Source organism: Aliiroseovarius sp. PTFE2010, from assembly GCF_049943335.1.
GTDB lineage: Bacteria > Pseudomonadota > Alphaproteobacteria > Rhodobacterales > Rhodobacteraceae > JBNFVY01.
On the sequence record NZ_JBNFVY010000018.1, the window covers coordinates 1 to 18,984 of the forward strand.

General features: G+C 59.2%; 16 protein-coding genes and 1 tRNA gene. 1 reads left to right on the forward strand and 16 read right to left on the reverse strand.

Features of this window, described 5'->3' with window-relative positions:
- The 15 genes from ACP2AV_RS15235 to ACP2AV_RS15305 all read right to left on the reverse strand — a co-directional run.
- The coding region (locus ACP2AV_RS15235; protein WP_143163231.1) for a GTP-binding protein at nt 1-95 on the reverse strand (95 nt) is incomplete at its 3' end.
- A gap of 54 nt (nt 96-149) precedes the next feature.
- Nucleotides 150-2,273, reverse strand: coding sequence for an elongation factor G (fusA, locus tag ACP2AV_RS15240; RefSeq protein WP_426373634.1), 2,124 nt, complete (start codon nt 2,271-2,273; stop codon nt 150-152).
- Nucleotides 2,274-2,294: 21 nt separating this feature from the next.
- Nucleotides 2,295-2,765 carry a 30S ribosomal protein S7 gene (gene rpsG / locus ACP2AV_RS15245; protein WP_426373635.1) on the reverse strand — a complete coding sequence of 157 codons (471 nt, stop codon included), beginning with the start codon at nt 2,763-2,765 and terminating at the stop codon, nt 2,295-2,297.
- Nucleotides 2,766-2,777: 12 nt separating this feature from the next.
- Nucleotides 2,778-3,149, reverse strand: a complete 372-nt coding sequence (rpsL, locus tag ACP2AV_RS15250; RefSeq protein WP_005980675.1) for a 30S ribosomal protein S12 — start codon at nt 3,147-3,149, stop codon at nt 2,778-2,780.
- A gap of 965 nt (nt 3,150-4,114) precedes the next feature.
- Entirely contained in the window at nt 4,115-4,648 is a 534-nt protein-coding gene (locus tag ACP2AV_RS15255) for a glyoxalase superfamily protein (protein WP_426373636.1), read from the reverse strand.
- 452 nt (nt 4,649-5,100) lie between these two features.
- Nucleotides 5,101-9,345: a DNA-directed RNA polymerase subunit beta' gene (rpoC, locus tag ACP2AV_RS15260; protein WP_426373637.1), complete on the reverse strand. Its 4,245-nt coding sequence runs from the start codon at nt 9,343-9,345 to the stop codon at nt 5,101-5,103.
- A gap of 51 nt (nt 9,346-9,396) precedes the next feature.
- Nucleotides 9,397-13,536: a DNA-directed RNA polymerase subunit beta gene (gene rpoB / locus ACP2AV_RS15265; RefSeq protein ID WP_426373638.1), complete on the reverse strand. Its 4,140-nt coding sequence runs from the start codon at nt 13,534-13,536 to the stop codon at nt 9,397-9,399.
- Between the two features lie 238 nt (nt 13,537-13,774).
- Nucleotides 13,775-14,152, reverse strand: coding sequence for a 50S ribosomal protein L7/L12 (gene rplL, locus ACP2AV_RS15270; RefSeq protein WP_426373639.1), 378 nt, complete (start codon nt 14,150-14,152; stop codon nt 13,775-13,777).
- Between the two features lie 68 nt (nt 14,153-14,220).
- Complete coding sequence (gene rplJ, locus ACP2AV_RS15275) at nt 14,221-14,736, reverse strand: 50S ribosomal protein L10 (protein ID WP_426373646.1); 516 nt, start codon at nt 14,734-14,736, stop codon at nt 14,221-14,223.
- A 369-nt stretch (nt 14,737-15,105) separates the two neighbouring features.
- Nucleotides 15,106-15,804, reverse strand: coding sequence for a 50S ribosomal protein L1 (gene rplA, locus ACP2AV_RS15280; RefSeq protein ID WP_426373640.1), 699 nt, complete (start codon nt 15,802-15,804; stop codon nt 15,106-15,108).
- Between the two features lie 3 nt (nt 15,805-15,807).
- Nucleotides 15,808-16,236: a 50S ribosomal protein L11 gene (rplK, locus tag ACP2AV_RS15285; RefSeq protein WP_426373641.1), complete on the reverse strand. Its 429-nt coding sequence runs from the start codon at nt 16,234-16,236 to the stop codon at nt 15,808-15,810.
- 129 nt (nt 16,237-16,365) lie between these two features.
- A complete protein-coding gene (gene nusG, locus ACP2AV_RS15290) occupies nt 16,366-16,899 on the reverse strand; it encodes a transcription termination/antitermination protein NusG (RefSeq protein WP_426373642.1) in 534 nt (177 codons plus the stop codon).
- A gap of 171 nt (nt 16,900-17,070) precedes the next feature.
- On the reverse strand, nt 17,071-17,265 hold the full coding sequence (gene secE, locus ACP2AV_RS15295) for a preprotein translocase subunit SecE (RefSeq protein WP_426373643.1): 195 nt from the start codon (nt 17,263-17,265) through the stop codon (nt 17,071-17,073).
- 89 nt (nt 17,266-17,354) lie between these two features.
- Nucleotides 17,355-17,430 (reverse strand) — tRNA-Trp (locus ACP2AV_RS15300).
- Nucleotides 17,431-17,468: 38 nt separating this feature from the next.
- Nucleotides 17,469-18,137 carry a CatB-related O-acetyltransferase gene (locus ACP2AV_RS15305; protein WP_426373644.1) on the reverse strand — a complete coding sequence of 223 codons (669 nt, stop codon included), beginning with the start codon at nt 18,135-18,137 and terminating at the stop codon, nt 17,469-17,471.
- 167 nt (nt 18,138-18,304) lie between these two features.
- On the opposite strand from ACP2AV_RS15305, the gene ACP2AV_RS15310 reads away from it, so the two are divergent.
- The gene (locus ACP2AV_RS15310) at nt 18,305-18,799 is read left to right on the forward strand and encodes a DUF892 family protein (protein ID WP_426373645.1); all 495 of its coding nucleotides are present in this window, start codon (nt 18,305-18,307) and stop codon (nt 18,797-18,799) included.
- A 96-nt stretch (nt 18,800-18,895) separates the two neighbouring features.
- On the opposite strand, the gene ACP2AV_RS15315 is transcribed toward ACP2AV_RS15310, so the two are convergent.
- The coding region (locus tag ACP2AV_RS15315) for a hypothetical protein (protein ID WP_215942303.1) at nt 18,896-18,984 on the reverse strand (89 nt) is incomplete at its 5' end.

Below are 18,984 nucleotides of genomic sequence, written 5' to 3' on the forward strand. Positions count from 1 at the left end.
ATCGCTGCCGTCAGCGTGGTCTTGCCGTGGTCAACGTGCCCAATCGTACCGATGTTCACGTGCGGTTTAGAGCGGTCAAACTTTTCCTTAGCCATGATGGCCTCCTTGTCTTTGTGTCGGGCTGGCAAACGCCAACCCGGGTGTTCCGATCAAGCGTATTTCGCCTGAATTTCTTCCGATATGTTGCTGGGCACAGGTTCGTAGTGGTCGAACTGCATCGTGAACTGCGCGCGGCCCGAAGACATGGAGCGCAACGAGTTGATGTAGCCGAACATGTTGGCCAGCGGCACCATGGCAGAAATCGCAACGGCGTTGCCGCGCGGCTCCTGGCCCGTCACCTGACCGCGACGCGACGTCAAGTCACCGATCACGTTCCCGGTGTATTCCTCAGGTGAAATGACCTCGACCTTCATCACCGGTTCCAGCAGCTTCGCACCGGCCCTGCGCAGACCTTCGCGCATGCACATACGCCCGGCGATTTCGAAGGCCAGAACGCTGGAGTCCACATCGTGGAACTTGCCGTCGATCAGGGCCACCTTGAAGTCAATCACGGGGAAGCCAGCAAGCGGACCGGAGTCCATGACCGACTTGATGCCTTTCTCGACACCCGGGATGTATTCCTTGGGCACAGCGCCGCCGACGATCTTGGATTCGAAGGAATAACCTTCTCCCGGTTCAGTCGGGGAAATAACCATTTTCACTTCGGCGAACTGACCCGAGCCGCCCGATTGCTTCTTGTGCGTGTAGGTGTGCTCAATCTCGTGACCGATGGTCTCGCGATAGGCCACCTGCGGCGCGCCGATATTGGCTTCGACCTTGAATTCACGCTTGAGGCGATCCACCAGGATGTCGAGATGCAATTCGCCCATGCCCTTCATGATCGTCTGACCCGATTCCAGATCGGTTTCGACGCGGAAAGACGGATCTTCTGCAGCCAGACGCGCCAGACCCTGAGACATCTTCTCTTGGTCGTTCTTCGTCTTCGGCTCGACAGCAATCTCGATCACCGGATCAGGGAAAGTCATCGTTTCCAGAACAACCGGTTCGTTGACAGCGCACAGCGTGTCACCCGTTGTCGTGTCCTTGAGACCGGCAAGCGCGATGATGTCGCCAGCGAAAGCTTCGTCGATTTCCTCACGGTCGATGGCGTGCATGATCATCATCCGACCAACCCGCTCTTTCTTGCCCTTGGTCGAGTTCAGAATGGCGTCACCCTTGTTGATCTTACCCGAATAGATCCGGGTAAACGTCAAAGAGCCGACAAACGGGTCGTTCATGATCTTGAACGCCAGCGCCGAGAACGGGGTGTCGTCCGAAGCAGGCCGCGGGATGTTGCGCTCTTCGCTTTCGTCATCGGGCGAAAAGCCCATGAGCGTCGGCACGTCAAGCGGGCCCGGCAGGAAATCCACGACAGCGTTGAGAAGAGGCTGAACACCCTTGTTCTTGAACGCGGAACCGGCAAGCATCGGGAAGAACGACAGCGACAGAGTGCCCTTGCGGATCAAGCTGCGCAGGGTCGCTTCGTCGGGCATCTCACCTTCGAGATACGCCTCCATCGCGTCGTCGTCCATTTCGACGGCAAGCTCGATCATGTTGTCGCGCCAGGTCTGGGCGAGATCTTGCAGCTCTTCACGGATCGGCCGACGTTCCCAAGATGCGCCCAGATCTTCACCGATCCAGACCCATTCTTCCATCTTGATCAGGTCAATCACGCCTTCCAGCTTGTCTTCAGCACCAATTGGCAGCGCGATCGGCAAGGGCGTCCCGCCCGTGCGATCCTTGACCATCTCGACGCATTTGAAGAAATCCGCGCCGATCTTGTCCATCTTGTTGACAAACACGAGGCGCGGAACCTTGTAACGGTCGGCTTGACGCCAGACTGTTTCGGTCTGCGGCTCGACGCCGGCGTTGCCGTCGAGCAGCGCAACGGCGCCGTCCAGAACGGCAAGCGAGCGCTCGACTTCGATCGTGAAATCAACGTGGCCAGGCGTGTCGATGATGTTGAAACGAACCTTGGTGTCCGATGTGCCCTCGGGCGTCGGATCTTCCTGGCGCTGCCAGAAAGTCGTCGTCGCGGCGGAGGTGATCGTAATCCCACGCTCGGCTTCCTGCTCCATCCAATCCATGGTGGAGGCACCGTCGTGTGTTTCGCCGATCTTGTGGTTTTTGCCGGTGTAGAACAGGATCCGCTCGGTCATGGTGGTCTTGCCCGCATCGATATGCGCCATGATGCCGAAGTTGCGGTAACGCTCCAGGGGGTATTCGCGTGCCATCGTCAGATTGCCTTTCCTGAGTTACCAGCGGTAGTGGCTGAACGCTTTGTTGGCGTCGGCCATCTTGTGGGTGTCTTCGCGCTTTTTGACAGCCGAACCACGGTTGTTCACGGCATCCAGCAATTCGCCAGCCAGACGTTCTTCCATGGTGTTTTCATTGCGGGCGCGGCAAGCGGCGATCAGCCAGCGGATCGCCAGCGCTTCGCGGCGCTCGATGCGCACCTCAACGGGCACCTGATAGGTGGCGCCACCGACCCGGCGCGAGCGAACCTCGACCGACGGTTTCACGTTGTCCAAAGCTTCGTGGAAGACTTCCACAGGTGCTTTCTTGAGCTTGTCTTCGACGCGATCGAACGCGTTGTAGACGATCTTTTCAGCAGCCGATTTTTTGCCGTCGATCATGAGGTTGTTCATGAACTTGGTGACGACGCGATCGCCATATTTGGCGTCGGGCAGAACTTCGCGCTTTTCAGCGGCGTGACGACGGGACATTCCGTGATCTCCTTACTTAGGACGCTTGGCGCCGTATTTCGAACGACGCTGCTTACGGTCTTTGACGCCCTGGGTATCCAGCACACCGCGAAGGATGTGGTAACGGACACCCGGAAGGTCTTTCACACGGCCGCCACGGATCAGAACCACAGAGTGTTCCTGAAGGTTATGGCTTTCACCGGGGATATAGCTGATGACCTCGTAACCATTGGTCAGGCGCACCTTGGCGACTTTCCGCATAGCCGAGTTCGGCTTCTTCGGCGTCGTGGTGTAGACGCGCGTACATACGCCCCGTTTCTGGGGGCACTGCTCCAGGTGCATGGACTTGGAGCGTTTAACTTTGGGCTGCCGCGGCTTGCGGATCAGCTGTTGGATCGTTGGCATTCCGGTTTCCCCGTGTTGCAACACATTTCAATTTCATCGGCGCGTCACACACGTCTGCATAACGCAAATACCGCAGTCGCTCTGAAGCAGAGCGGTGCGGTGGAATTCCAGAGGATCGAGGCCGTTGGACCTGGATCATGACCACTTCAGTACTGTAGCAGGCACGTCGGAGGCTCCCCCTCGTCGGCCCGAGTGCGCGCCGTATATGGGGAGTCGCAGGTGGTGTCAACACTTGCCACCAGAAGACAACGGTTGTTCCTTCCTTTTCCCCACGTCGTGTCGGAAATGAGGACGAATGGCGGTCTCTTGTGGCCAAACCGTCGCGCGCGGCGGCACCTCTGCCCGGGCGTCTTAGTACAGCTCATTCGCCCCTGCAAGCCGGGCGCGCGCAGGGGCTGGATCACTTTGGGTCGCGTCCCGCCCCTATTGCCCCCTATTGAGCCTGCTTGGCGGTAGACCTGTGCCAGACTCGCGGGACACTGCCACCCACCCGCCCGCCGCAGGCGGTCCGGTCACTGGCAGAGGGCGGGCTGGCCGGGCAAATTGGGCGCAGCCCCCACCGGCGTCTGCGATGCGCCTGTCCTGGCGGCGGCCCCACCGGCCGCGTCAATGGCGGTACTGCCAGCGGGGCCGGGTCAGGGCGGGTCAACCGGCAGTAGGCCGGACAGCCCCCCGCGATCCACTGGCATGCACCGGCAAGAAACATGGGAACCGCGCGCGCCGCCATGCACGAATAGCAAAGGGCTTACGCAGCTTGGGTCACAAGGGTGACGTGGCCCCAAACACGATCACCGGAACGCCGTCACAGCGCACGAGCCCATAGACGTCGGCAGAGCGGACTTAGTGAGCTGCCGTTGCGGCAGTGCCAATGGCAGCTTTCATGAGCGTTCCAAAAACGGTGGTTTTTGGAGCGGCTCGGTTAGAGTGGGTAGACCAACGGTAGCTGGCCTGCCCCAGCTCTTTGCTCAGGACACTTGTTCGCAAAACCGAATTCTGTTGCCAAATGGATCATGCACTTGGATTTGCAGGCCCCACGGCAATTCTTCCAAATCAGGACGCCCGAAGGAGTACTGCTTATCCGAAAGCTCCTTATGAAACATTCGAATTTTTTGCGTTGGCAAAAATACGTTCGATCCGGGGCTTGCATCGCCATGATGCTCTGTAAGATGTAAAAGCGCACCGGCACGCTCGACGCCCATGTAGAGCGGCAGTTGCTTTTCGTGACGATGTTCGAATGAGACTTCAAAGCCAAGAAACCCGCAGTAGAACTCTCTTGCTTTGGCCTCATCAAAAATACGGATGATAGGGCTGATCTTACCGAAGCTGATCCCGTTAGAAATGGCGCCGTCCAGTTTGGCCGATGCCGTGTTCCAATCTGAATATCCCAACGTGTTTGCAACAAGCTCCAAAGCTTCTGAGTGGGAAATATCTTTGTCGCCTTTGGCCAAGGCTGACCGAAGTTTGCGGGCCATAGACTTGGCCTGATCTACACTGTTCATGATGATCTCCATGCCAGCAAATTGTTTACGGCGCTCGCTTTACCGACCAAATGCTGGACGGAGTGTTTGAATTAAATATCAAAGCATTTTCACCTTACCCAAGAGGGCGCGAGCGGCTGGCAACGCAAACCGAGGTAAGAAGGCCATATTCAGTAAAGTCAGTCAAGACCTGCTCCGTGTGCCCACCAAAAACGCTCCTTTTTGGCACAAGCAAAAGCGGCCCCTTTTAACGCTGCCAAAAACCCCGTTCAAAACCCAAGTGGTTGTGGAAGGTTTTTGGTTGCCATTGGATAGCGGTCATCCATGCATAACGCAGCATCGGTCAGTCTGGGCTCAAAGCCGACGTTGGAACGCAGGTCGCGCATTCGTTTTGCTGCCGGTTGCGCCTGACAGGTGGCCACAAAAAACCCCGCCACAAAGGGCGGGGTTTTGCTTGGTTCGGGCCTGTTGGCCTATTCGTCGCGGCTTTCGGGAATATCCAGAATGATATCCTCGGCCGCGCTGGTGGGCCCGTCGTCTTCGGTCGGGGCGGCCAGCGCTGCGGCGGCTTCGGCCTCGGCGCGGGCTTCCTTGATCACCTTGAGATCGCGATCGGCAGCGATTTGGCGCACGCGTTGCGTGGCCCCACCCGTACCGGCCGGGATCAGACGACCCACGATGACGTTTTCTTTCAGGCCAACCAGCTTGTCGCGCTTGCCCTGAACCGAAGCTTCGGTCAGCACGCGGGTCGTTTCCTGGAAGGACGCGGCCGAAATGAAGCTGCGGGTTTGCAGCGACGCCTTGGTGATGCCCAGCAGGATCGGTTCGCCAGTCGCGGGCGAGCCGCCCTTGGCCAGTGCCTTTTCGTTGGCCGCATCGAATTCGGCCTTGTCGACGTGTTCACCCTTGAGCAGCGTCGTCGTGCCGCTGGACTGGATTTCCCACTTCTGCAGCATCTGGCGCACGATGACTTCGATGTGCTTGTCGTTGATCTTCACGCCTTGCAGACGATAGACCTCCTGCACCTCGTCGATCATGTACTCGGCCAGCGCTTCGACACCCATGATTGACAGGATGTCATGCGGCGCGGGGTTGCCGTCCATGATGTAGTCGCCCTTCTGCACGAAGTCGCCTTCGGCCACGGGGATGTGTTTCCCCTTGGGCACCATGTATTCGACCGGTTCCATCGTGTCGTCCGCCGGTTCGATGCTGATGCGACGCTTGTTCTTGTAGTCGCGACCAAAGCGCACATAGCCGTCGATTTCGGCGATGATGGCGTGATCCTTGGGGCGCCGTGCTTCGAACAATTCGGCCACACGCGGCAGACCGCCGGTGATGTCCTTGGTCTTGGCACCTTCACGCGGGATACGCGCAACCACGTCACCGGCCTTGATGTCCTGACCGTCTTCGATCGACAGGATGGCATCGACCGACATCGGATAGGTCACCGGGTTGCCCGCTTCATTGCGGATCGGTTCACCATCTTCGCCCACGATCAGAATCTCGGGCTTGAGTTCGTTGCCCTTGGGCACCGAACGCCAGTCGGTGACGATCTTCTGGGTCATGCCGGTCGCATCGTCGGTCTCGTCGCGGATCGAAAGGCCGGTAACCAGATCGACGAACTTCGCCTTGCCGCCTTTTTCGGCGATGATCGGCAGGGTGTATGGGTCCCATTCGTACAGCTTGTCGCCGCGCGAAACCTTTGCCCCATCCTTGATGTGGATCTTGGTGCCATAGCCGATCTTGAACGACGAACGCTCGACGCCATTGTCGTCGATGATCGCAATCTGCATGTTCCGGCCCATGGCAATCTGATCGCCATTGGCGTTTTCCAGCAGGTTGGCGTTCGAGAAGACAATCGTGCCTTCTTGACCGGCCTCTTGGAACGATTGTTGGCCACCCTGGGCAACGCCGCCGATGTGGAAGGTCCGCATCGTCAGCTGGGTGCCAGGTTCGCCGATCGACTGGGCCGCGATGATGCCAACCGCTTCGCCGATGTTCACCAGCGTACCGCGTGCCAGGTCGCGACCGTAGCACATGGCGCAGACGCCTTCTTCGGCCTCGCAGGTCAGGGGCGAGCGCATCTTGATGCTGGCCAGACCGGCATTTTCGATCGCATCGGCCTTGCGTTCGTCGATCAGTTCATTGCGGCTGACGATCACCTCGTCGGTGCCCGGCTTGAGAACATCCTCGCCCGCGACGCGGCCCAGAACACGTTCGCCCAGCGTGGCGACCACTTCACCGTCGTTCACGGCCGCTTCTGCGTTGATCACACGATCCGTACCGCAATCAGGCAGACGCACGATACAGTCTTGTGCCACGTCGACCAGACGACGGGTCAGGTAACCCGAGTTCGCCGTCTTGAGCGCCGTATCCGACAGACCCTTACGGGCACCGTGGGTCGAGTTGAAATACTCAAGCACGGTCAAGCCTTCTTTAAAGTTCGAGATGATCGGCGTTTCGATGATCTCGCCCGACGGTTTGGCCATCAGGCCACGCATACCGCCCAACTGTTTCATCTGGGTAACCGAACCACGTGCGCCCGAGTGGGCCATCATGTAGACCGAGTTCGGTTCCGCTTCAGCGCCATTTTCGTCCCTTTTGACGGCCGAAATCGTGCCCATCATCGCGTCGGTGACCTTGTCGTTACATTTGGCCCAGGCATCGACAACCTTGTTGTACTTTTCGCCCTGCGTGATCAGGCCGTCCATGTACTGCTGTTCGAAATCCTTCACCAGATCGCGGGTTTCTTCGACGATTTCCCACTTGTTGTCGGGAACCACCATGTCGTCCTTGCCGAACGAGATGCCGGCCTTGAACGCTTCGCGGAAACCCAGGCTCATGATCTGGTCACAGAAGATCACCGATTCCTTCTGACCGCAGTAACGGTAGACAGTGTCGATGACCTGCTGCACTTCTTTCTTACGCAAAAGGCGGTTCACCAGTTCAAACGGCGCCTTTGCGTTCAGCGGCAACAGGCTGCCCAGACGCATCCGGCCCGGTGTCGTATCAAAGCGCTGATAGACCTCCTGCCCGGTTTCGTCGATCTGCTTGATGCGGGCCTGAACCTTGGCGTGCAGGTGCACTTCGCCCGCAGTCAGGGCGTGCTCCATTTCTTCGATCGAGCCAAAGACCTTGCCTTCGCCCTTCATGCCTTCGCGCTCCATCGTGATATAATAGAGGCCAAGGATCATATCCTGCGACGGCACGATGATCGGCGCACCGTTGGCAGGCGACAGCACGTTGTTGGTCGACATCATCAGCACGCGCGCTTCCAGTTGCGCTTCCAGGGAAAGCGGAACGTGGACTGCCATCTGGTCGCCGTCAAAGTCGGCGTTAAAGGCCGAACACACCAGCGGGTGCAGCTGAATTGCCTTGCCTTCGATCAGGATCGGTTCGAACGCCTGAATGCCCAGACGGTGGAGCGTGGGCGCGCGGTTCAGAAGAACCGGGTGTTCGCGGATCACTTCATCCAGGATGTCCCAAACTTCGGGGCGTTCCTTTTCCACCAGTTTCTTGGCCTGTTTGACCGTGCTGGACAGGCCCTTGGCTTCAAGCCGGGAATAGATGAACGGCTTGAACAGTTCGAGCGCCATCTTCTTCGGCAGACCACACTGATGCAGCTTCAACTCGGGGCCCGTCACGATGACGGACCGGCCCGAAAAGTCGACGCGCTTGCCCAACAAGTTCTGGCGGAAGCGGCCCTGCTTGCCTTTCAGCATGTCCGACAGCGATTTCAGAGGCCGCTTGTTGGCGCCCGTGATCACGCGGCCACGGCGGCCGTTGTCGAACAACGCATCAACCGATTCCTGCAGCATCCGCTTTTCGTTGCGCACGATGATGTCAGGCGCACGCAGTTCGATCAGGCGCTTGAGGCGGTTGTTCCGGTTGATCACGCGGCGATACAGATCGTTCAGATCGGACGTCGCAAACCGGCCCCCGTCCAGAGGAACCAACGGACGCAGTTCTGGCGGGATCACGGGGATCACCGTCATGACCATCCATTCGGGGCGGTTGCCCGATTCCAGGAAGCTTTCGACAATCTTCAGACGTTTGATGATTTTCTTGGGCTTCAGTTCGCCCGTAGCTTCCTTGAGATCTTCGCGCAGTTGTTCGGCGGTCGATTCCAGATCGATGGCGGACAACATTTCGCGGATCGCTTCGGCACCGATATTGGCGCTGAATGCGTCCATGCCATAGGCATCCTGCGCGTCCATGTATTCTTCTTCGGTCATCATCTGGCCATAGGACAGATCGGTCAGACCGGGTTCGATCACCACGTAGTTTTCGAAATAGAGCACGCGTTCCAGATCACGAAGCGTCATGTCCAGCATCAGGCCAATGCGGCTCGGCAGTGACTTGAGGAACCAGATGTGCGCGACAGGCGCGGCCAGTTCGATGTGGCCCATCCGTTCGCGGCGGACTTTTTGCAGCGTCACTTCGACACCGCATTTTTCGCAGACAACGCCGCGATACTTCATGCGCTTATATTTGCCGCACAGGCATTCGTAATCCTTGATCGGGCCAAAGATACGCGCGCAGAACAGGCCGTCACGCTCGGGCTTGAACGTGCGGTAGTTGATGGTTTCGGGCTTTTTGATTTCGCCGTACGACCACGACAGGATACGCTCGGGCGAGGCCAGCGAGACTTTGATTTCGTCAAAGACCTTTTGCGGCGCGAGCGGGTTGAACGGGTTCGTCGTCAGTTCCTGGTTCATATCGTATTCCTTACGTCAGTGCGGGATGGGGCGAGACGGGGTGAGCTGCGCTCACTCGTCCCCCTCCTCCGCATCCAGGAGTTCCATGTTCAGGCCGAGGCCGCGGACTTCTTTCACAAGAACGTTAAAGCTCTCGGGAACGCCCGCTTCAAAGTTGTCCTCGCCCTTGACGATGCTTTCGTAGACCTTGGTCCGGCCTGCCACGTCGTCCGACTTGACGGTCAGCATTTCCTGCAGGGTGTAGGCGGCACCATAGGCTTCCAGGGCCCAGACCTCCATTTCCCCGAACCGCTGACCACCGAACTGCGCCTTACCGCCCAGCGGCTGCTGGGTCACAAGGCTGTAGGGGCCGGTGGAGCGTGCGTGGATCTTGTCATCGACCAGGTGGTGCAGTTTCAGCAGGTATTTGACACCCACGGTAACCGGGCGGCTGAACTGCTCGCCGGAACGACCGTCGAACAGGATCGACTGCCCCGAAGTGTCGAACCCGGCGTTTCGCAGCGCGGCGTTGACGTCGGCTTCCTTGGCACCGTCGAAGACCGGCGTGGCAATCGGAACACCGGTTGTGGCGTTCTGGGCCATTTCGACGATACGATCGTCATCCTGGCCTTCGATGCCTTCGGCATAGACGTCATCACCATAGGCGATCCGCATCGCTTCCTTGACCGGGGTCAGATCGCCCGACCGGCGGTAGTCGCCCAGGGCTTCGTCGATCTGAATACCCAGACCGCGTGACGCCCAACCCATGTGGGTTTCCAGGATCTGACCGACGTTCATACGCGACGGCACACCCAGCGGGTTCAGACAGAAATCGACCGGGGTCCCATCAGCGAGGAACGGCATGTCCTCGATCGGCACCACTTTCGAAATCACGCCCTTGTTGCCGTGACGCCCAGCCATTTTGTCGCCGGGCTGCAGCTTGCGCTTCACAGCCACGAAGACCTTGACCATCTTCATCACGCCTGGGGGCAGATCGTCGCCGCGGCGAACTTTTTCGACCTTGTCTTCAAAGCGGTGCTCAAGCGCACGCTTCTGGGCCTCAAACTGGGCGTTCAGCGCTTCGACCTGGGCCGCATCGGCTTCGTCTTCCAGCGCCAACTGCCACCACTGACCACGGCTGAGCGTGCCCAGCAGATCTTCGGTGATCTCCGATCCGGGCTTGACGCCCTTGGGGCCTTTGACGGCGGTCTTGCCAAGGATCATCCCCTGCAGACGCGCGTAGATGTTGCGCTCAAGGATGTGCAGCTCGTCGTCGCGGTCACGGGCCAGACGTTCGACTTCTTCACGCTCGATCTGCAGCGCACGTTCGTCTTTTTCCACACCGTGGCGGTTAAAGACGCGCACTTCCACGACCGTACCGAAATCGCCCGGCTTGACGCGCAGCGACGTGTCGCGCACGTCCGACGCCTTTTCACCGAAGATGGCGCGCAGAAGCTTTTCTTCCGGCGTCATCGGGCTTTCGCCCTTCGGGGTGATCTTGCCGACCAGGATATCGCCCGGCTCGACGTCGGCCCCGACATAGACGATGCCCGCTTCGTCAAGGTTGCGCAGGGCTTCTTCGCCAACGTTCGGAATGTCGCGGGTGATTTCTTCCGGCCCAAGCTTGGTGTCGCGGGCGGCAACTTCGAATTCCTCGATGTGGATCGAGGTGAACACGTCATCACGCGCGATGCGTTCGGAAATCAGGATCGAGTCTTCGTAGTTGTAGCCATTCCACGGCATAAAGGCGACGACCACGTTCTTGCCCAGGGCCAGTTCGCCGATCTCGGTCGACGGGCCATCGGCAATCACTTCGCCTTTGGTCACCTTGTCACCCACTTTCACCAGCGGACGCTGGTTGATACAGGTGTTCTGGTTCGACCGCTGGAACTTGCGCAGACGATAGATATCGACGCCGGGATCGCCCGGTTCCAGTTCTTCGGTGGCGCGGACCACGATCCGGGTGGCGTCCACCTGGTCGATGACACCACCACGGCGCGCCTGGATGGCTGCGCCCGAATCGATCGCGACTTTGCCTTCCATGCCGGTGCCGACCAGCGGCGCCTCGGCGCGCAACAGCGGGACCGCCTGACGCTGCATGTTCGAGCCCATCAGCGCACGGTTGGCGTCGTCGTTTTCAAGGAACGGGATCAGCGCCGCAGCAACCGACACCAACTGTTTCGGCGACACGTCGATCAGATCGACATTGGCCGGCGGGTTCAGCATGAAATCGCCCGACTGACGGGTCGAAACCAGATCGTTGATGAACTTGCCATCCGCATCCAGGTTGGCGTTGGCCTGGGCCACGGTGTGGCGCATTTCCTCGGTCGCGGACATGTACTGAACTTCGTCAGTGACCTGACCGTTTTCGACCTTGCGATACGGGGTTTCGATGAAACCGTACTTGTTCACGCGGGCAAATGTGGCCAGCGAGTTGATCAGACCGATGTTCGGGCCTTCCGGTGTCTCAATCGGGCACATCCGGCCGTAGTGTGTCGGGTGCACGTCGCGCACTTCAAAACCTGCGCGTTCGCGGGTCAGACCGCCCGGTCCAAGCGCCGACAGGCGGCGTTTGTGCGTCACTTCGGACAGCGGGTTGGTCTGGTCCATGAACTGCGACAACTGCGACGAGCCGAAGAATTCGCGCACCGCAGCAGCAGCCGGTTTCGCGTTGATCAGATCCTGCGGCATCACCGTGTCGATTTCGACCGACGACATGCGTTCCTTGATCGCGCGCTCCATGCGCAGCAGCCCAACGCGGTACTGGTTTTCCATCAGCTCGCCGACCGAGCGGACCCGGCGGTTGCCAAGGTGGTCGATATCGTCCACCTCGCCGCGCCCATCGCGCAGTTCGACCAGCGCCTTGATACAGGCGACGATGTCTTCGCGATCCAGCGTGCGCTGCGTGTCGGGCTTGCCCAGATCCAGGCGCATGTTCATTTTCACACGGCCAACAGCGGACAGGTCATATCGTTCGCTGTCAAAGAACAGCGTATCGAACAGGGCCTGGGCCGCATCGACGGTCGGCGGCTCGCCCGGGCGCATGACCCGATAGATGTCCATGAGCGCGGTTTCGCGGTTCATGTTCTTGTCCACCGCCAGCGTGTTGCGGATGTACGGGCCGACGTTCACACCATCGATATCCAGAATAGGCAGTTCGGTGATGCCGGCATCAAGCAATTCCTTGAGAGAGCCGCCCGTGACGTCGCCGTCCTTATCGACTTCCCAAGTCAGTTCGTCCCCGGCTTCCACGTAGATGGCGCCGGTTTCTTCGTTGATGATGTCCTTGGCGACGTATTTGCCCACGATCTGGTCGAACGGGATCAGCAGGTCGGTAACCTTGCCTTCGTCCTTCAGTTTCTTGACCGTGCGCGGGGTCACCTTGTCGCCGGCCTTGGCAATCACTTCGCCAGTGGCAGCATCGACCAGATCGAACACCGGGCGGGTACCGCGGACGCGATCGGGGAAGAAGGTGGTGACCCAGCCCTTGTTCTTTTCAAGCTTGTAGTCGACCGTTTCGTAATAGGCATCCATGATGCCTTCCTGGTCCAGGCCCAGGGCATACAGCAGGGTCGTGACCGGCAGTTTGCGCCGACGGTCAATACGCGAAAAGACGATGTCCTTAGCGTCAAATTCAAAGTCGAGCCACGAGCCGCGATAGGGAATGATGCGGCAGGCGAAGAGCAGCTTGCCCGAGCTGTGGGTTTTGCCTTTGTCGTGGTCGAAAAACACACCGGGCGAGCGGTGCATCTGGCTGACGATGACCCGTTCGGTGCCGTTCACAACGAAGGTGCCGTTCGGGGTCATCAAGGGCATGTCGCCCATGAATACGTCTTGTTCCTTGATGTCCTTGACCGACTTGTTGCCGGTATCTTCGTCGATATCAAAGACGATCAGGCGCAGCGTCACCTTCAGCGGGGCACTGTAGGTCATGTCGCGCTGCTGGCATTCCTCGACATCGTACTTGGGGTTTTCCAGCTCGTACTTGACGAATTCAAGCACGGCGGTTTCGTTGAAATCCTTGATGGGGAAGACCGACTGGAACACACCGTTGATGCCTTCGCCCTCTTGGGGGTCGGGCTGATCGCCAGAGTTCAGGAACAGATCGTAAGAGGATTTCTGAACCTCGATGAGGTTCGGCATTTCGAGTACTTCGCGGATTTTACCGAAATATTTGCGGAGCCGCTTCTGGCCGAGGAAAGTCTGAGCCACGTGCATCTACCTTTGCTATTTTCGCGGACGCGGCCGGCCGTCGGGCACCGGCGGACGCGCACTTACGAAACGGGGGTTCGGTCTATTCCTGCGCCCTTCCCACGGGGCGCTCCCGACCATTGAACCAACCCTTGGAAAACACCCTTTTTCGAAAAGGCCCTTTTCAAGACAGGTTCGGCTGGGCCCGGTTTTCCGAGCCCAGCCAGATGATTTCGGCCCTCTTGGGGCCAACGTGGCCTTAGGCCAGCTCGACAGTCGCGCCAGCGGCTTCCAGCTTGCCCTTGATCTCTTCGGCTTCGTCTTTCGAAGCGCCTTCCTTGATCTTGCCGCCTGCTTCGACCAGGTCCTTGGCTTCTTTCAGGCCAAGACCGGTGATGCCGCGAACTTCTTTGATCACGTTGATTTTCGAACCGCCGGCGTCCTTCAGGACAACGTCGAATTCGGTTTTTTCTTCAGCAGCAGCTGCACCGCCGGCATCGCCGCCGCCTGCAACCATCACAGCGCCGCCAGCAGCGGGCTCGATGCCGTATTCGTCTTTCAGGATGGTTTTCAGTTCCTGAGCTTCGAGAAGGGTCAGACCCACGATCTCTTCAGCAAGTTTCTTCAGATCAGCCATTATACTGTTTCCGTTCTATCAGATGTGTTCCAACGAGGGTTCGTTCGACCCCACGCAGGCCAGATTGCTTAAGCAGCCGCCTTGTCCTCGATCGTGGACAAGATGGACGCGATGTTCGAAGCAGGCGCGCCAATGGCACCGGCGATGTTGGAAGCGGGTGCGCCAATGCAACCGGCGATCGAGGCAATGAGTTCCTCGCGCGACGGCAGTTTGGCGACAGCTTTCACACCGTCGACGTCCAATGCTGTGCCGCCCATGGCACCACCCAGGATCACGAGCTTGTCGTTTTCCTTGGCGTAGGTGTCGACGACCTTGGCCGCAGCCACAGGGTCCTCGGAATAGGCGATCACAGTCATGCCATTGAGAAGATCGGCGATCGAAGCGTTCGGCGTTCCCTCAAGGGCGATTTTGGCGAGCTTGTTCTTGGCAACGCGCACCGAACCGCCGGCATCGCGCATTTGCGCCCGCAGTTCCTGCATTTCGGCAACCGTAAGACCTGCGTAGTGTGCAACGACGACCACGCCAGAGCTTTCGAAGATCTGGCCGAGCTCTTCGACCAATTTCTCTTTCTGGGCTCTATCCACAGTTTCACTCCAAGTAAGGAGGGTCAGACCCTCCAGCTCATATTTTGCCGGGCCTGCGCCCGACAATCGGGTCCATACGGGTCCGTCGCAAAATCGCCCGAGGTATAACACCCGGAGAATTTGGTTCTTTCCCGTCTCAGGCAGGAATTATGACACCAGAATCGACGCCACCCACCGTCTTGGACGAAATGCAAAACAGCGCACGACGAATCGCACGCTGGCTTGCAGAGGTGTCTTTAGAGTGAATTAAAAGGCAGGACAACCCGCCATGCCGTGCAATCGTCGGTGTTCACGAAACGGTGCACGGCCAAAATCAAAAAAGGCACCACATTCGGGTGCCTTTTTCGTGTTCTTGCCTGATCGCGCGGATCAGTTGCCGGTCGCGCTGTCGACGTTGATCGACACGCCCGGACCCATGGTCGATGAGATCGAGACCTTTTTCATGTAGGGCCCCTTGGCACCCGACGGCTTGGCCTTTTGGACCGCATCCACGAAAGCGCGGACATTTTCGATCAGCTTGGCTTCGTCGAACGATGCCTTGCCGACACCAGCGTGCACTACACCGGCTTTTTCCGCCTTGAACTGCACCTCGCCGCCCTTGGCAGCCTGAACAGCTTGGGCGACATCCATGGTCACGGTGCCGACCTTGGGGTTCGGCATCAGGTTGCGCGGCCCCAGAACCTTGCCCAGACGGCCAACGATCGGCATCATGTCGGGGGTGGCGATGCAGCGATCAAAATCGATTGTGCCGCCCTGAACGGTTTCCATCAGGTCTTCGGCGCCCACGATATCGGCCCCGGCTTCCTTGGCCTCATCCGCCTTGGCGCCGCGCGCAAAGACAGCAACGCGCACGTCCTTGCCAGTGCCGTTGGGCAGGCTGACAACGCCGCGCACCATCTGGTCAGCGTGACGGGGATCGACGCCCAGGTTCAGGGCAATTTCGACCGTTTCGTCGAATTTGGCCGTTGCATTACCCTTGACCAGGGCAACAGCGTCCTCAACCGACAGGTCTTCCTTGCCGGCAAAAGCTTCGCGAATGGCAGCGGTACGTTTTCCGAGTTTAGCCATGACTTACCCTTTCACCTCGATGCCCATCGACCGGGCCGAACCGATGATGATCAGCATTGCAGCTTCCACATCATTGGCGTTCAGATCCTTCATCTTGGCTTCCGCGATCTCGCGCACCTGCTTGGCGGTGACCGAACCGGCGGTCTCGCGACCGGGGGTGTTGGCGCCCGACTTCAGCTTGGCAGCCTTCTTGAGGTAATAAGACGCAGGCGGCGTCTTGATATCCATCGTGAAGGATTTGTCCTGGTAATAGGTGATCACGGTCGGGCACGGCGCACCGGGCTCCATCTCTTGCGTCTTGGCGTTGAACGCCTTGCAAAATTCCATGATGTTGATCCCGCGCTGACCCAGTGCGGGGCCGACGGGCGGCGACGGGTTTGCCTGACCGGCGGGCACTTGCAGCTTCATCTTGCCTGCGAGCTTCTTGGCCATTGGCCTTCTCCTTTTCCAACACCCGGACAAACGCGTCTGCCGGGCCGTTCATGTTGTGTGGTCTGGTCCGAACGGCGCGCCGCCCTCGCCTCCCACAATCGGGTGCGCCCTGTTGGGCGCGATCACGGGTCAGCTTCGCTTGCTGACCTGCGTGAATTCCAGTTCGACCGGGGTGGCCCGGCCAAAGATCGACACCGTGACCTTGAGGCGCTGGTTGTCATCGTCCACGTCTTCGACCATGCCGTCGAAGCCTTCGAACGGACCGTCGTTGACGGATACGTTTTCGCCGACCTCAAAGGAAATCAGCGTCCGGGGCGCTTCGGCACCTTCTTCGACGCGGTTGAGGATCTGGTTCACCTCTTCGTCGCGCATTGGCATCGGTTTGCCCTGCGCGCCAAGAAAGCCGGTGACGCGGTTGGTCGAATTGATCAGGTGATAGCCCTGGTCGGTCATCTCCATGCGCACCAGCACATAGCCCGGCATAAAGCGGCGCTCGGTCGTGACCTTCTTGCCACGGCGCACTTCGATCACTTCCTCGGTGGGGACCAGAACCTCTTCGATCTGATCCTCAAGGCCGTTTTCTTCGACAGCGTGCTTGATCTGCTCGGCGACTTTCTTCTCGAAATTCGAGAGAACGCTTACCGAATACCAACGCTTCGCCATATGCCCGTCGTCCTTTATCTGCGCCTTTTTCAGGCCCTGTTAGTTTCGGCGGTTTCGCCGCCACGCGCCGAACAAAAAGCGGCGTGCGACCAGAATCGTTGCACGCCTCGCTCGGAAATCCCGCCCGCATTAGCCGCCTGCGCGCGCGAGTTCAACCTTTTTGGCCGCGATTTACTGCGCCGCGAATTCCAGAAGACCCTGAAAGCCGCTGCGGATCAGAAGATCGACCAGAAAAAAGAACACCGACGTCAGTGCGGCCATGATGAAAACCATGACGGTTGTCAGCACCACTTCGCGGCGGGTCGGCCATACGACCTTGGCGATCTCGGCGCGGGTCTGCTGGATGAACTGTAGCGGGTTGGCCATATCGATCCCCTGAAGGCTGGTCGTCGTGTGGAGGGTCAGATACGCGCTCGGCCGCACGAATTCAACCTTGGATTTGGCGGAAACCGGCCTGGCAGGGGCAGCAGGGTTCGAACCCGCGACCTACGGTTTTGGAGACCGTCGCTCTACCAACTGAGCTATACCCCTAAGGCCGATGCGCTGATTACGTCACCGGCTGGCCAAGATCAAGGGCTTTCGATGCGTTCAAGCGTATCGCGCAGTGCCTTTTCGTCATGTCCGGCCAAAAGCGGCACCAGGGCGCGGATATCATCCAGCGGCCGGTCCCACCATGCCAAGCGATCAAGTTGCGCGCACAGGTCTTGATCAAACCGCGCCCGGATCACGCGGGCCGGGTTGCCGGCCACCACGTGCCAATCGGGCACGTCCCGCGTGACAACCGCCCCGGCCCCGACGATCACGCCGTTCCCGATTGTCACGCCCGGCAAGACCATCGCGCCATGCCCGGTCCAGACATCATTGCCGATCACCGTATCGCAGCCGCGCGAAAATTCCTCGGCGAAATGGGGCATCTGATCGTGATCGAATATGGCGAACGGGTAGGTCGTGAACCAGTTTAGCGGATGATTGGCAGACGACGTGATGAACCGCGTGCCATGCGCAAACTGACAAAACCGGCCAATGCGCAAGCGTTCCGGCGCGCCGGGATGCAGATAGGGGGCGATACGGGCCGCATAGTCTGCGACGGGTTCGAAATCATTGTAATATGTGAAGTCACCGACATCGATATTCGGGTGATCGATGACAGCCGACAACCAGACGGTGTCTGGATGGGTTTGCCCATCCGGCAGGGTGATTGGATGACGCAGGCGCGCGTCGAGAAACCCGTGGGGCATGCTGAACTCCTGATTGCGAATTGCGTGTGGATCAGTTCAGCGGCTTGTTCATCGCACCCTCCATTGGATTTCCCCATTCTAGCGGAAAACCGCGTGGTTGCGCAATTGCCGCGGAACTCTGCGCGCCGTACCCCCGTTGATTGGGCAGATGAAAACAGGAGGACCACATGGCACTTCACGATCTGAAAGACGTTTACCACGACATGCTTCAGGACCTGTACAGCGCCTGCAAGCAATCGCTTGATGCGACCACCGAACTGGGCCGCCACGCAAAGAACGACGATGTACAAAAAGCCCTGAAGAACGGCGCAACCGGCATCGCCGACGGCATGGAGGCGCTAACCGGCCTGTGCAACGACCACGGCCTGGATCCCGAAGGCGAGCACTGCAAAGGGATGGAAGGCCTGGTGGCCGAAGCCCGCGCCCACGCGATCAAAGAAGACTTCGGCGATGCAGACGCGCGTGATGCAATGATCATCGCGCAGTACCAACGGATGGTGCACTACGCGCTGGCCGGCTACGGCACCCTGGTGGCCTTTGCCAACCGGCTTGGCCTGGACGGCGACGCGGCGGTGCTGGAAAAATGCCTGGACGAAACCTACGATGGTGACCGGCACATGACCCAGATTGCCACGCACGGGATCAACAAAGCCGCCGCCTGAATAGCCTGATCGTCAGCGATTTTCGCTGTGCGGTGACATCCAAAACAAAAGGGCCGCTGAAACCAGCGGCCCTTTCCTGTTTCTGCCCGTCCCGGCTTACTCGATGATTTTCGAGACGACGCCGGAGCCTACGGTGCGGCCGCCTTCGCGGATGGCGAAGCGCAGGCCGTCTTCCATGGCGATCG